The sequence below is a fragment of the Kribbella sp. NPDC051936 genome (assembly GCF_040680955.1).
Taxonomy (GTDB): domain Bacteria; phylum Actinomycetota; class Actinomycetes; order Propionibacteriales; family Kribbellaceae; genus Kribbella.
Map to the genome: position 1 here is coordinate 233,959 of NZ_JBFAXS010000012.1, position 13,370 is coordinate 247,328.

General features: G+C 69.7%; 12 protein-coding genes. 2 read left to right on the forward strand and 10 right to left on the reverse strand.

From position 1 onward, the window contains the following. Window positions 1–36: 36 nt before the first annotated feature. Window positions 37–1,584 carry an MFS transporter gene (locus AB0L64_RS37125; protein WP_363717662.1) on the reverse strand — a complete coding sequence of 516 codons (1,548 nt, stop codon included), beginning with the start codon at window positions 1,582–1,584 and terminating at the stop codon, window positions 37–39. A 94-nt stretch (window positions 1,585–1,678) separates the two neighbouring features. Between AB0L64_RS37125 and AB0L64_RS37130 the strand changes: the two genes are divergently transcribed. Beyond that, window positions 1,679–2,110, forward strand: coding sequence for a MarR family transcriptional regulator (locus AB0L64_RS37130; RefSeq protein ID WP_363717663.1), 432 nt, complete (start codon window positions 1,679–1,681; stop codon window positions 2,108–2,110). Between the two features lie 3 nt (window positions 2,111–2,113). After that, a complete protein-coding gene (locus AB0L64_RS37135; RefSeq protein WP_363717664.1) occupies window positions 2,114–3,268 on the forward strand; it encodes a pyridoxal phosphate-dependent aminotransferase in 1,155 nt (384 codons plus the stop codon). On the opposite strand, the gene AB0L64_RS37140 is transcribed toward AB0L64_RS37135, so the two are convergent. From AB0L64_RS37140 to dnaJ, 9 genes are all read right to left on the reverse strand, one after another. Then, window positions 3,258–3,608, reverse strand: coding sequence for an ArsC/Spx/MgsR family protein (locus AB0L64_RS37140; protein ID WP_363717665.1), 351 nt, complete (start codon window positions 3,606–3,608; stop codon window positions 3,258–3,260). The genes AB0L64_RS37135 and AB0L64_RS37140 overlap by 11 nt on opposite strands. Before the next feature lie 14 nt (window positions 3,609–3,622). Continuing rightward, window positions 3,623–4,087, reverse strand: a complete 465-nt coding sequence (locus tag AB0L64_RS37145; protein ID WP_363717666.1) for a hypothetical protein — start codon at window positions 4,085–4,087, stop codon at window positions 3,623–3,625. A gap of 104 nt (window positions 4,088–4,191) precedes the next feature. Next, a complete protein-coding gene (locus AB0L64_RS37150; protein WP_363717667.1) occupies window positions 4,192–6,813 on the reverse strand; it encodes a hypothetical protein in 2,622 nt (873 codons plus the stop codon). Continuing rightward, window positions 6,810–7,409 carry a hypothetical protein gene (locus AB0L64_RS37155; RefSeq protein ID WP_363717668.1) on the reverse strand — a complete coding sequence of 200 codons (600 nt, stop codon included), beginning with the start codon at window positions 7,407–7,409 and terminating at the stop codon, window positions 6,810–6,812. Before AB0L64_RS37155 ends, AB0L64_RS37150 begins: the two co-directional genes overlap by 4 nt. Before the next feature lie 220 nt (window positions 7,410–7,629). Next, window positions 7,630–8,178: a hypothetical protein gene (locus tag AB0L64_RS37160; protein ID WP_363717669.1), complete on the reverse strand. Its 549-nt coding sequence runs from the start codon at window positions 8,176–8,178 to the stop codon at window positions 7,630–7,632. 74 nt (window positions 8,179–8,252) lie between these two features. Then, entirely contained in the window at window positions 8,253–10,832 is a 2,580-nt protein-coding gene (gene clpB / locus AB0L64_RS37165) for an ATP-dependent chaperone ClpB (RefSeq protein ID WP_363717670.1), read from the reverse strand. Between the two features lie 167 nt (window positions 10,833–10,999). Beyond that, on the reverse strand, window positions 11,000–11,533 hold the full coding sequence (locus tag AB0L64_RS37170; RefSeq protein ID WP_363717671.1) for a GNAT family N-acetyltransferase: 534 nt from the start codon (window positions 11,531–11,533) through the stop codon (window positions 11,000–11,002). A gap of 215 nt (window positions 11,534–11,748) precedes the next feature. Next, complete coding sequence (locus AB0L64_RS37175; RefSeq protein WP_359931025.1) at window positions 11,749–12,204, reverse strand: helix-turn-helix transcriptional regulator; 456 nt, start codon at window positions 12,202–12,204, stop codon at window positions 11,749–11,751. Further along, window positions 12,204–13,367, reverse strand: coding sequence for a molecular chaperone DnaJ (gene dnaJ, locus AB0L64_RS37180; RefSeq protein ID WP_363717672.1), 1,164 nt, complete (start codon window positions 13,365–13,367; stop codon window positions 12,204–12,206). The genes AB0L64_RS37175 and dnaJ overlap by 1 nt, the downstream gene beginning before the upstream one ends. Window positions 13,368–13,370 lie beyond the last annotated feature (3 nt).

The following is a 13,370-nucleotide window of genomic DNA, read 5'->3' on the forward strand; positions in this document are numbered from 1 at the left end:
CTGCCGCCGTACCTCCGGATCCCCAGGCCATCACAATTACGCGATGCCTGCGCGCTCCGGCGTGACTCCTTCCGGATCCGCGGATTGTGATGGCCTGGGGGTCCGGAACGCTGCCGCGAGGACGACCGCGCCGACGAGGACGATGCCTGCCGCGACGAGAGCGGCGACGTGCATCGCGTGCACGAAGGTGTCGTTCGCGACCTGCACCAGGTCCGGCCGGTGCAGCACGCCGGCCGCGTGCCGGGTCGCCTCGGCCGACGTACCGATGGCTTCCGGGTTCGGCAGACCGGTCAGCTCGGGAGCGATCCGGTGCTGGTACGTCGACGACACGACGGTCCCGAGGACGGCGACGCCGAGCACGCTGCCGACCTGGCGCAGGGCGTTGCTGACCGCGGAGCCGGCGCCGATCCGGTCCATCGGGAGCGTCGCCATCACCGCCGCGGTCGTCGGTGCGACGGTCAGGCCGATCGCGAGACCGGCGATCCCGCCGATGATCCCGATCACCACGAGCGACGTGCCGACGTCGTACGTGAGGTTGAGCGCGAAGCAGGCCGCGAGCGTGAGGACCGCCGTACCCGAGACCTTGGCGACGCCGAAACGGGCCGCGAGCCGGGCGCCGAGCGGTGCGCCGACGATCACGCCCATTGCCCCGGGCAACGACATCAGGCCGGCGTCCAACGCGCTCATGCCGCGCGCGCCCTGCAGGTAGAACGCCAGGTAGAAGCTCTGCCCGGTGAGCGTCAGGAAGACCGAGGCGAGCGCGAAGTTGCCGGCCGCGAACCGGCGGTTGCGGAACAGGCGCGGGTCGAAGCTCGGCTCGTGCTCACGCGCCTCGGAGAACAGGAAACCGGCGAGCAACAGCAGGCCCGCACCGATACTCGCCCAGACCTGCCAGCGGTCCCAGCCGCCTTGGTGACCGCCTTCGATCAAGCCGTACGACAGGCCGAGCAGCCCGAGCGTGGACAGGCCGAGGCCGAGCGGGTCGAGGCGACGACGCTGCGGGCTGCGCGGGTTCGGCAGGACGACGGCGGCGCCGATCAGGCCGAACACGACGATCGGCAGGTTGATCGTGAAGACCGAACCCCACCAGAAGTGGTCGATCAGCACGCCGCCGAGGACCGGCCCGACGGCGACGCCGACACCGGCCGAGGACGACCAGATCGCGATCGCGCCGGCCCGGCGCTCGGGCGGGAAGGTCCAGCCGATGATCGCCATCGAGGTGGGCATGATCAGCGCGCCGCCGAGACCCATCGTCGCGCGGGCGAGGATCAGGCCGACCGGATCGGTGGCCCACGCGGCCCAGGCGGAGGCGATGCCGAAGACCAGCAGGCCGAGCATCAGGATCGTCCGGTGGCCGTAGCGGTCGCCGAGGGCGCCGGCCAGGAACAGGGCGGTGGCGAACAACAGCGAGTAGATGCCGACGGCCCACTGCAGCTGGCCGGGCGTGGCGCCGAGGCCCTGCACGGGATCGGCGAGGCGTTCGAGAGCGATACCGAGGACGGTCGAGTCGATCCAGATCAGGACGGCCGAGACGACCAGGATCGCGAGGATGCGGCGCTGCCGCGGGGGGTCGATCGCAGACACGAAGTCTCCTATGATTGACAGGACCCTGACGAGGTTTCCCATCGTCATAGATTGACAGGTTCCTGTCAATCTCCTTTTCGGCAGAATGTGGTGCATGGACGTCAATGACGAGACCGGGTGTGTGACTTTCCTGGTGCGGCACGCCTGGCTGAGCATGCGGTCCGCGCTCGCGGTCGCGCTCGACGAGCACGGGCTGTCGGTCCAGCAGTACGGCACACTGCTCTGCGTCCGGGAGTCGCCGGGACTCACCGTGGCCGAGGTCGGCCGCGTGGTCGGGACGACGCGGCAGTCCGCCAACGAGCTGATCGCCGGGATGGAACGCGCCGGGCTGGTCGAGCGGCGGCCGAACCCGAAGGACCGGCGTACCCAGCAGGTCCACCTCACCCCCGGCGGCGAGCGCCGGCTGGCCGAGGCCGCCCCGGCGATCCGCAAGGTCGAGGAGGACCTCGAGGCCTCCTTCACCGCGACCGACCGCGCCACCGCGCGGGCCTGGCTTGCGCACATGGTCACCGCGGTCGAGGGTTAGAAAATGCGCGGACATGCTGAGCGGTTGGACGGTCTGGGTACGACGGTCTTCGCGGAGATGTCCGCGCTCGCGCTGGCGACCGGGTCGGTCAACCTCGGGCAGGGCTTCCCGGACCGCGACGGTCCGGACTCGCTGCTCGAGGACGCGATCGCCGCGATCCGCGCCGGCGCGAACCAGTACGCACCCGCGCGCGGGGTGCCCGCGCTCCGGCACGCGATCGCCGACCATCAGCAGCGCTTCTACGACCTGACGTACGACCCGGACACGCAGGTCCTGGTCACCACCGGCGCGACGGAAGCGGTCGCCGCCGCACTGCTCGCGTTCGTCGAGCCGGGCGACGAGGTGATCGCCCTGGAGCCGTACTACGACTCGTACGCGGCCGGCATCGCGTTCGCCGGCGGCCGGCGCGTACCGGTGACGCTACGCGCGCCGTCGTACCGGCTGGACCTCGACGAGCTGCGCGCCGCGGTCACGCCGCGGACGAAGGTGCTGCTGATCAACTCACCGCACAACCCGACCGGCACGGTCCTCACCGACGAGGAGCTGCGCGGCATTCGCGACGTCGCGGTCGAGCACGACCTGGTCGTGATCACCGACGAGGTCTACGAACACTTGGTGTACGACGGCACGCACCGGCCGCTGGCGTCGTACGACGGGATGGCGGAGCGGACCGTGTCGATCAGCAGCGCCGGGAAGACGTTCGCGGTCACCGGCTGGAAGATCGGATGGATGACCGGTTCGCCGTCGGTGGTGACCGCGGTGACCACCGCCAAACAGTTCCTCACCTTCACCTCCGGCTCCCCCTTCCAGCCCGCCGTCGCCAACGCACTTGCCCTGGGCAACGACTACTACGACGCGCTGCGCGCCGACCTGCGCTCCCGCCGCGACCTGCTGGCCGACGGCCTCGCCGACCTCGGCTTCGAGGTCCACCGCCCGGCCGGCACCTACTTCGTCACCACCGACATCCGTCCCCTCGGCCACACCGACGGCATCGAGTTCTGCCGCATGCTCCCCGAACGAGCCGGCGTCGTCGCCATCCCCCACCAGGTCTTCTACGACAACACCGAATCCGGCCGCCCCCTGGTCCGCTGGGCCTTCTGCAAACAACCCGAGGTCCTCGAAGAAGCCCTCGACCGCTTGCAAAAGCTCAGGGAATGAACCTGGCGACGGATTCGGGGTCGCGGGCGATGGCGGCGGTTCGGTCGTCGGCGGTGATGATGGGCCGCTGGATGAGGATGGGGTCGGCGACCATGGCCTCGATCCAGTCGGGGCGGTGGGCCGGGTCGCGGGGCAGGGTCTTGAGCGGCTTCGCGGCGGGCTCGTTGTGGCGGACGACGTCCCAGGGCTCGAGGTTGAGGCGGGTGAGGACGGCGGTCAGTTCTTCGGCCGTCGGCGGGTCGTCGAGGTAGCGCCGGACGGTGTAGTCGATGCCGGCCTCGTCGAAGGCCTTGGTGGCCGCGCGGCATTTCGAGCAGGCGGGGTTGATCCAGATCTCCACGAGGTCTCCCGGCGTCAGCGGTGGGTGAACCACAGTCTGGTGGGTCGCTGGAGCATCAGGATCAGCAGGGTCGCATGGACGGCAAGACCGAGCAGGCTGGCCGGGAGGGCCATGATCCCGCCCGCGATGCCCATGGCGGCGACGGCGATCAGCACGTACCGAGCCCAGGCGCGGCGCTTGCGGAGGTAGAGCGCGGGGACCAGGTAGACGACCGCGCAGACGAGGGTGGCCGCGACCGCGACCGATGTGTTGCCGCGGGAGCCGGTGAGCACCTCGGAGATCTGGTCCCCGGCCGACGTGAGCGTGAGAGCCGCCACCAGCAGGCACAGCGCGCCGAGCCCGATCGCGATGACCGAGGCGACGGTGACCTGCTTCGGTGTCGCCGTCTGGTAGCCGTACGTATCCGGAGCGGAACCGAACAACCCGCTGTACGGACCTGGCCCGTCCCGCACCGGCTCGTCACCACGCTGCCCAGTCATCCAACGTCCTTCCACGACCCCTGCTCCGATCCTCCCAGATCGGCCAAACAACGCCGCCCGAGCCGGGCCGGTCTGCACGACCGGCCCGGCTCGGGCGGCGAGCCTCAGGGGGTGGTGCGCCTGCGGAGGAGGCTGGTGGCGCCGATGGCGACACCGAACACGGCCAGGCCGGCAAGCAGGCGGATCCAGCTGCGGTCGCCTTCACCGGTGGCCCCGGCCAGCTTGAGCGAGTACGCCGTTGCGCCGGTCGCACCCTCGGGAGCGCCGAACGGCATCGACTCGGTCTTGGCGCGGTCTGCGGCAGCGGAGAGCAGGCTGTAGCGGCGGCCGAAGTCGACTGCGGTGTCGGCGCCGTTCTTGGTCAGCACCTTCGCACCTTCCTTCGAGAGCCGGCCGGCGCCGTCGGGGACAGCGGGCGCTTGTTCGGTGGCAGTGTTGAGACCCTCCGACAGCCTGCCCGACCCCTCGGCCGCGGAGCCGATGCCGGTCGCCAGATCCTTGGAGCCCTGCGCCAGCTGGTCCGAGCCGGTCTTGGCCTGGCCGACGCCGTCGGCCAGCTTGCCCGTACCGCCGGCCAGCAATCCGAGCCCTCTGTCGAGCTGCCCGGTGCCGTTGACCAGCACGCCGACACCCGCCTTGAGCTTGCCGGTCCCGGTGGACAGCGCACCCGCGCCCGTGTCGAGCTGGTCAGCGCCGTCCGACAGCTGGTTGAGGCCGGCCAGCAGCGTCTTGCCACCCGCCTGGATCTGTCCGACACCGGTCTGCAGCCCGTTGACCCCACCACGCAGGGTCTTGCTGGCCGGCGTGTCCTTCGAGGTGCCGACACCGCCCTGGACGCTGGCCACCACACCGGACACCAGCTTGGTCACGCCGGCATCCAGCGCCACGAGGCCCTGCATCAGACCGGGCTCCGAGTCCGGACAGCCCGAGACCCGGTTGTCGAGCCCGCACTGCAGCTGCGCGATCCCTGGTACGGCGCGCTGGGTCAGCCGGCCCTTCAGGTAAGCGAGCGCAGCCTGCAGCTTGGCGGAATCCGGCAGCGGCTTGTCCAGATCGGGTACCGGGTCACCCATCGAGCCCATCTGGGCGATCACCGAGTCGAGGATCATCTTCTTGACCGGGTTGGTCTCCGGCCCGACGTTCAGCGCCCCGGCCGGCCCGTTCAGCTGCGCGGCAGCGGCGCCGTAGCAGGCCTCGCTGTACGTTCCGGCCGGCTTGCCGTTGCTGACCGCGTCGAGCGCATCCGCCGCGCAGTGCACGCCGCCGCGCATCTTGTCGATCCCCGGACCGGAGGCGGCGAGCTGCTTCTTCAGCGTCTCCAGTCCGCCGAGCAGCGTTCCCTCGCTTCCGACCGAGCCGATCCCTGCGCGGAGCTGGGCCACGCCGTCGTGCAGCGGTTTCGCCTTGGCGGGCAGCTGGCCGATGCCGCCGTACATCTGACCGAGTCCGTCCTCGACGCTCTTCAAGCCGCCGCTGACCTGGTTCAGTCCGTCGATCAATGCAGGAGCCTTGCCGGTGGCCTCGTCCAGGCCGGACGCGAGTTTGCCGGTACCGGTCTTCAGCTTGCCGGCACCTGCGGCGAGGTCCTTCGCGCCTTTCTGCAGTTCGCCGGCGCCCTTGTCCAGCTTGCCCGCCCCCTTGGCGGCCTCGCCGGTCTTCGTGCGCAGCACAGATGCACCTGACTCGAGCTCGGCCATACCGCCGGCCAGCTGCGATGCACCACTGGAGAGCTTCGTGGCACCCGGCGCGGCCTGGTTGGCGAGGCCGTCGTTCAAGGCCTTCGCACCGGCGTTCAGCTGGAGCAGGCCGGTGAGCAGCTTCTGCGCGCCGTCCCGCAGCCGGATCAGGTTCGAGTCGAGCGTCGTGCCGCCCTCGACCAGGTCGGCACCCTTCGCCGCGCCGCTCTCGTATCCGGTGACCGCGGTCTTGAACGCCGGGCTCTCCAGCGGGCTGACCGGCAACGCGGTCAGCTCGGCCTCGGGGACGATCGCGTCCTTGACCTCGGCCGACCAGCCGAACTCCGCGGTCGCGGCGCCGACGGGCGGGAACAGCGTCGCGGTGAAGCTCAGCTTCGTACCGCCCTTGCCGTCGCCGGCCTTGTTCGCCTCGGCCGAGGTGACATCGCCGAACTCGGGCGGCAGCACCGTCGTGAGCTGACCGACCATCGGAATGACGACGTCGGCCTGTTCGACGACCTGCTTGCCGTACCCGTCGGTGATCGTCACCGACTCGGTCTTGGCCGAGGTGTTCTCCACGACGTAGTGCGCCTCCAGCCGGCCCTTCTTGCCGACGACGTCACTGGGCTTGGACAGCTTCTTGCCGTTCAGGGTGTAGGTGACGGCGACCTTGATCGGCAGCTTCTTCTTGTCGAAGTCGCTGACGGTGCGAATCCGCTGCTCGCCGTCCACCGACAGGTCGACGGCCATCTTGCCGTCCTTGACCGCGAAGCCGCCGAAGCTGTCCAGGTTGCGCAGGCTGTCGGTCGACACCGGGTTGTCGACCTTCACCTTTCCGGTGCCGACGAAGGCGAGCTGCTCGTAGATACGGGCGCCTTCGACCTTGCCGCTGGGGTCGAGCCTGGCCTGCACCGTCTCGGTGTTGGTGACCGTGACAGGGCCGGCGGACAGTGCGCTCGAGGTGGCCAGCGCCTGGGACGTCGACAGGACGAAAGCGGACGGGACGGCGACGGCGACAGCCAGTCCCCGGGTGATGCGTCGGGCGGTCACGCACGGTCTCCTTCGGTCGAGGCAAGCTCACGGGTGTCGTCGGCGGGAACCCAGACGTCTTCTTCCGCCGGCTCGTCGGGCGGAACCTCGGACCGCTCGGCCGGGGGCTCCGGCTGCGGCCGCCGGAGCGAGGTCGCCAGGAACCCGATCCCGGCCGCCAGCAGTACGCCGGTGGCCGCCGACGGCGACTGCGCCAGGAAAGCCGGACTGTCCGCGGTGTAGGTCTCCTCGTAGACGGCGACCATCGCGGCCGCGCCGAGCAGCAGCGTCCACAACGGGATCTTTTCGCCCGAGCCGGCCGTGAACGCCACGCAGACGGCCACCACGGCGACGGCCGCGACGGCCCGCCCGGACGCCGAGTCCGGCAGATAGAGCGCCCGGACGGCGAATCCGAGCCAGGCGATGAACAACCCGATCAAGAAGCCGGTCGCGCGCATCGCCGGAGTGCGATCCTGCACCAGCCCCACCACACCCCCCAGGGCCCCGCCGACCAGCGCCACGTGCTCTGTGTTCAGACCGAGAGCTTCTCCGACCAGACACAACAGACCCGCGACGACGGCCAGCAGCGCACCGGATAGCAAGGTACTGCGCTGCATTGAGTCCTCCACTCGCTGCCGGACTCCGGGGACCCCCCGCCGGAAAATCCAAGTTTCAGGTACCTGAACTACTGTTCAGTACTTAGCTGACGGACGTTCCTACCAAGCAGTAACCCTTGGTTTCAAGAGCGGAGAGATACCGACTCGCTACAACCGGAAGTTCAAGTGTTTGAAGGCATTCCCGGCCAATACAAAAGCCCGGTGGGTCCCGCAAGGAGCTCTAGCCGAAGAGTGGGGCCAGGTGCGGCAACGGGAGGAAGTGGACCGTGGTGCCGGTGGTGCCGTCCGTGGGGATCGGTTCGAGGTCGGTCACGGGGACGCCGAGCTCGTAGCGCTGGGTCCACGAACCGTTGGTACGCCGGTTGGTGTGCACCAGCCACTCGCTCGAAGCAGCCACCACGGACATGCCTCGGCGCGGGTGACCGTCCGGAAGCAGCGGCGCCTCCGGATCCTCGAAGAACCGCAGGTCCTTGGTCGCCATGACTGGCTTCTTCACGACATTGCCGTGCTCGTCGACGCGGGTGTCCGTGCCGCGCCCGTAGTCGGTGACCGCGATCGACCCGTCAGCGTGCAGCTCCACCGAGCACTCCGGGCGGCGCCCCGTCGACTCGGCTTCGTCGCCGGGGTACGCGAGCACCTCCAGCAGCAGGTGGAGCACTCCGCCCGGCGCGTACAGCTCGGGCTTCGCGCGAACCAGCTCCAGGTGCTCGTGATCGACCGAAGCAGCCCAGTCGTGGGTCGTGTTGATCCAGTCGGCGCGCGGAGTCACCCGGCCATTCTTCCCGACCAACCCACGTAAGCCGAAGGGGCCCGGTCATGAATGACCGGGCCCCAACCAACTGCTCAGACAGTGACGTCGAGTGCGTCCTTCGACTCGTTGAGCGTGACCTTGACGGTCTCGCCGTCGCGGATCGATCCGTTCAGCAGGCCGCGGGCGAGCTCGTCGCCGATCGCGGACTGCACCAGGCGGCGGAGCGGGCGGGCACCGTACACCGGGTCGTACCCGGTCATCGCCAGCCACTCCATCGCGCCCTCGTCGACCGCGAGCGTGATCCGCCGGTCGGTCAGGCGGCGCTGCAGCGCGTTGATCTGCAGCCCGACGATCTGCGTCAGCTCCTCGCTGCCGAGCGCGTCGAACAGCACGATCTCGTCCAGCCGGTTGATGAACTCCGGCTTGAACGACTGCCGCACGGTGGCCATCACCTGGTCGCGCTTGATCTTGTCGTCGAGCGTGACGTCGGCCAAGTACGCCGACCCCAGGTTGCTGGTCAGGATCAGGATCACGTTGCGGAAGTCGACCGTGCGGCCCTGGCCGTCGGTCAGGCGACCGTCGTCCAGCACCTGCAGCAGGACGTCGAAGACCTCGGGGTGCGCCTTCTCCACCTCGTCGAGCAGGATCACCGAGTACGGACGGCGGCGGACCGCCTCGGTCAGCTGGCCGCCCTCCTCGTACCCGACGTAGCCGGGCGGGGCGCCGACCAGTCGCGCGACGCTGTGCTTCTCGCCGTACTCCGACATGTCGATGCGGACCATCGCCCGCTCGTCGTCGAACAGGAAGTCCGCGAGCGCCTTCGCCAGCTCGGTCTTGCCCACACCGGTCGGGCCGAGGAACAGGAACGAACCCGTCGGCCGGTCCGGGTCGGAGATGCCCGCGCGCGCCCGCCGTACGGCGTCGCTCACGGCCTTGACCGCCTCGCGCTGACCGATCAGCCGGCGGCCGAGCTCGTCCTCCATCCGGAGCAGCTTGCCGGTCTCGCCCTCGAGCAGCCGGCCGGTCGGGATCCCGGTCCACATCGCGATCACCTCGGCGATCTCGGTCGGGCCGACCTCCTCGTTGACCATCGCTTCGGGGCCCTCGGCAACCTCTTCCTCGGCGTCGGCCTCCTCGAGCTCCTTGGCGAGCTGCGGGATCTCGCCGTACAGCAGCCGGGACGCGGTCTCCAGGTCGCCGTCGCGCTGGGCGCGCTCGGCCTGGCCGCGCAGCTCGTCGATGCGCTCCTTGATCTCACCGACCCGGTTCAGGCCGGTCTTCTCCCGCTCCCAGCGGGCCTCCAGCGCGCGCAGCTCCTCCTCGCGGTCGGCGAGGTCGGCGCGCAGCCGCTCCAGTCGCTCCTGCGACGAGGCGTCGTCCTCGCGGGACAGCGCGAGCTCCTCCATCTTCAGCCGGTCCACGGTCCGGCGCAGCGAGTCGATCTCGACCGGGGACGAGTCGATCTCCATCCGCAGCCGGGACGCGGCCTCGTCGACCAGGTCGATCGCCTTGTCGGGCAGCTGGCGACCGGTGATGTACCGGTTCGACAGCGTCGCCGCGGCGACCAGCGCGGAGTCGGAGATCGCGACCTTGTGGTGCGCCTCGTAGCGCTCCTTCAGCCCGCGCAGGATCGCGATCGAGTCCTCGACCGACGGCTCGCCGACGAACACCTGCTGGAAACGGCGCTCCAGCGCCGGGTCCTTCTCGATCCGCGTGCGGTACTCGTCCAGGGTCGTCGCACCGATCATCCGCAGCTCGCCGCGGGCCAGCATCGGCTTCAGCATGTTGCCGGCGTCCATCGCGCCCTCGCCGCTCGCACCGGCGCCGACGACGGTGTGCAGCTCGTCGATGAACGTGATGATCTGACCGTCGGACTCCTTGATCTCGGTCAGCACGGCCTTCAGCCGCTCCTCGAACTCACCGCGGTACTTCGCGCCCGCGACCATCGCTCCGAGGTCCAGGCTGATCAGCCGGCGGCCACGCAGCGACTCGGGCACGTCCCCGGCCACGATCCGCTGGGCCAGCCCCTCGACGACGGCGGTCTTGCCGACGCCGGGCTCACCGATCAGGACAGGGTTGTTCTTGGTCCGGCGGGACAGCACCTGGACCACGCGCCGGATCTCGGAGTCCCGGCCGATCACCGGGTCGAGCTTCCCGTCCCTGGCGCGCTCGGTCAGGTCGACGCCGTACTTCTCCAGCGTCTTCGTGGTGCCCTCGGCCTCGGGCGAGGTGATCCGGCGGTTGCCGCGCATCTGGTCGAACGCCTGCAGCAGCGCGTCGGCGGTCACGCCGAGCGCGGTCTTCGCGGCGCCCTCCACGGTCGCCAGCGCGATCAGCAGGTGCTCGGTGGAGACATACTCGTCCCCGAGCCCGAGGGCCCGCTGCTCCGCCTGATTCAGCACGTCACCGGTCTTCCCCGACAGGCTCGGAGCCTGCACGCTGCCGCCGCTCGCCTTCGGGAGCCGGCTCAGCTGCTCGGCGGTCTTCCGGCGGACCGCATCCAGGTCGCCGCCGGCCGCCTCGAGCAGACCGATCGTCGTGCCCTCGGGCTGCGCGAGCAACGCGGACAGCAGGTGAATCGGTTCCACGGTCGGGTTGCCCGCCGCGGAGGTCTGACGGATCGCGACCGACAGGGTTTCCCGGGCCAGCGTCGTCAACCGCTGAACATCCATCTGGTTCCAGCCTTTCAAGTTCCAGCAACAACAGTCACTGGATACAACCTATCCAAAGTTGAGTCCATTCCACTCAACTCTGAAAAATCTCCGGGAGAACTCAGGGTTCCGGACAGACGTGAGGGGTGGCGCCCCGTGGGCACCACCCCTCCACCGGATGCTCTTCGTCAGCTGAACTCGGAGGCGCGGATGCGGTACACCTGCAGGTTCAGGTCGTAGTACTTGTCGGTCTCGCCGACCCATTCCATCCCGAGACGGCGCGCGGTGGCGATCGCGCGCTGGTTGGCCGGTCGCGCCACTGCGAACAGCTCGTCGACCTCGCCGCCGCCGATGGCCCAGCGCATCAGCGCGCGGCTGGCCTCGGTCGCGTACCCGTGACCCCAGGCGCTCGGCCGCAACTGCCAGCCGATCTCGAGATCCTCCTCGTACGGCGGCAGCAGCCGGATCAGCAACGCGCCGACGACCTCGTGGTCGGTCCGGCGCTCGACCGCCCAGCGACCCGCCGGGACGACGAAGTTCGGCTGGGCCTCGATCCAGGACTGCAGGATCATTCGCATGGTCGCGGTGTCCGGCACCTTGTCGATGGCCGGTGACAACCAGGGCGCCACGTCCGCGGAACCGAAAATCTCCAGCGCGGCGTCGGCGTCGTCTTCCTCCCAGTCCCGGATCAGCAGCCGGTCCGTCTCCAGCTTCAGGGTCACCCCGCCAGGGTATGCGCTGTCCGACCGGGCGCAAGAGCACGAAGAGAGCCGCAGGGCGGTCCTGGAACGGACCACCCTGCGGGGGCCGAGGGGCGCTGGGGGGATAGCGCGCCCTCGACTCGTGGAGGCGTCGTGGGGGAACGTCGACCTCCACCTGGCCGGAGGATCCGAGGAGTGGGTTTCGGAGAACCTCCGGCGGCTTGGTGGGCGGGGGATCAGCGCGAGCCGAGTTCCAGAGGCTGGGTGCGGATCCACCGGGTCGTGGTCTGCTGCCGGCCCATGGCGATCACGTCGCCGGCGGGACCGGCAGAGAAGACCCGGCTGGCGGCGGGACGCCGGGAGGCGCCGACACCGCGCTGGACCTCTGCCAGTAGCTGGTTGACCCGCTTGCGCAGGTCCTCCACTTCGGACTGTAGCGCGAGAATGTGCCGAATGCCCGCCAGGTTGACACCTTCTTCCTGGCTGAGGTGCTGCACGTAGCGCAGCTTCGCCACGTCGTACGCCGAGTAGCGCCGGCCGCGGCCGGACGCCCGGCTCGGCACCACCAGGCCGAGCCGGTCGTACTGGCGCAACGTCTGCGGGTGCATACCGGCCAGCTGGGCCGCCACCGAGATCACATAGATCGGGGTGCGGTCGTCCCAGGTCGGCACCTGGCTGAACGGGATGCCCATCACGGACTCCCGAACAACCCGGCCCGCAGATCAGGCTGGTCCGACGCGGAGCTGAACTCCTGCAGCTTCTCCTTCTGCTCGTCGGTCAACTCGTGCGGCACCTGCACCTCGAGGGAGAGCAGCAGGTCGCCCTTGGTCCCGTCCCGCCGGACCGATCCCTTGCCGCGGACGCGCAGCTTGCTGCCGTTCGCCGTACCGGCCGGGATCCGGACCGTGACGGGCATGCCGTCCAGGGTCGGAACCTTGATCTCGGCACCCAGCGCCGCCTCGGTGAAGCTGACCGGGACGTTCAGCGTCAGGTGCTCGCCCTGCCGGCCGAAGATCCGGTGCGGCTTGACGTGCACGGTGACGTAGAGGTCGCCCGCGGGGCCACCCCGTTCGCCGGCCGCGCCCTTGCCCTTCAGCCGGATCCGCTGACCGTCCTGCACGCCCGCGGGGATGCGGACCTGCATGGTCTTGCTCGACGTACCGCGGCCGGAACCGTGGCAGGTCTCGCACGGCTGGTCGACGACCAGGCCGCGACCCTTGCACTCGGTGCACGGCTCGGTCATCGCGAAGACGCCGCCCTGCACCGAGGTCTGCATACCGGTGCCCTCGCACTTGAGGCAGACCTTAGGGACGGTGCCGTACTTCGCGCCGGTCCCCCGACAGGTCGGGCACGGCTCGTCGCTGGTCATCCGGAGCCCGACCGTGACACCGTTCACGGCCTCGGCGAACTCGATCGTCGCCTCGGTCTCGATGTCCTGACCGCGCCGCGGACGGGCGGTCGTACTGGTCGTGGTCCGGCCGCCACCGCCGAACATGCCGCCGAGGATGTCGCCGAGCCCGCCGCCGGCACCCTGGCCGCCACGGTTGAACAGGTCGCCGACGTTGAAGTCGAAGCCGCCGCCCTGACCGCTGCCGCTCGGCATCCGGAAGCCGCCGCTGCCGAACAGCCGCCGCGCCTCGTCGTACTCCTTGCGCTTCTTCGGGTCACCGACGACGTCGTACGCCTCGGAGACCTCCTTGAACTTGGCCTCCGCCTTGGTGTCCCCGGCATTGGAGTCCGGGTGGTACTGCCGGGCCAGCTTGCGGTACGCCTTCTTGATCTCGTCGGCCTCGGCGGTCTTGGAGACGCCGAGAACCTTGTAGAAGTCCTTCTCGATCCAGTCCTTCGTACTCATCTG

Coding starts and splice junctions, on each gene's coding strand:
- AB0L64_RS37130 (WP_363717663.1), top strand. CDS start 1,679: ATGGACGTCAATGACGAGACCGGGTGTGTGACTTTCCTGGTGCGGCAC.
- AB0L64_RS37135 (WP_363717664.1), top strand. CDS start 2,114: ATGCGCGGACATGCTGAGCGGTTGGACGGTCTGGGTACGACGGTCTTC.
- AB0L64_RS37145 (WP_363717666.1), bottom strand. CDS start 4,087: ATGACTGGGCAGCGTGGTGACGAGCCGGTGCGGGACGGGCCAGGTCCG.
- AB0L64_RS37155 (WP_363717668.1), bottom strand. CDS start 7,409: ATGCAGCGCAGTACCTTGCTATCCGGTGCGCTGCTGGCCGTCGTCGCG.
- clpB (WP_363717670.1), bottom strand. CDS start 10,832: ATGGATGTTCAGCGGTTGACGACGCTGGCCCGGGAAACCCTGTCGGTC.
- AB0L64_RS37175 (WP_359931025.1), bottom strand. CDS start 12,204: ATGGGCATCCCGTTCAGCCAGGTGCCGACCTGGGACGACCGCACCCCG.
- dnaJ (WP_363717672.1), bottom strand. CDS start 13,367: ATGAGTACGAAGGACTGGATCGAGAAGGACTTCTACAAGGTTCTCGGC.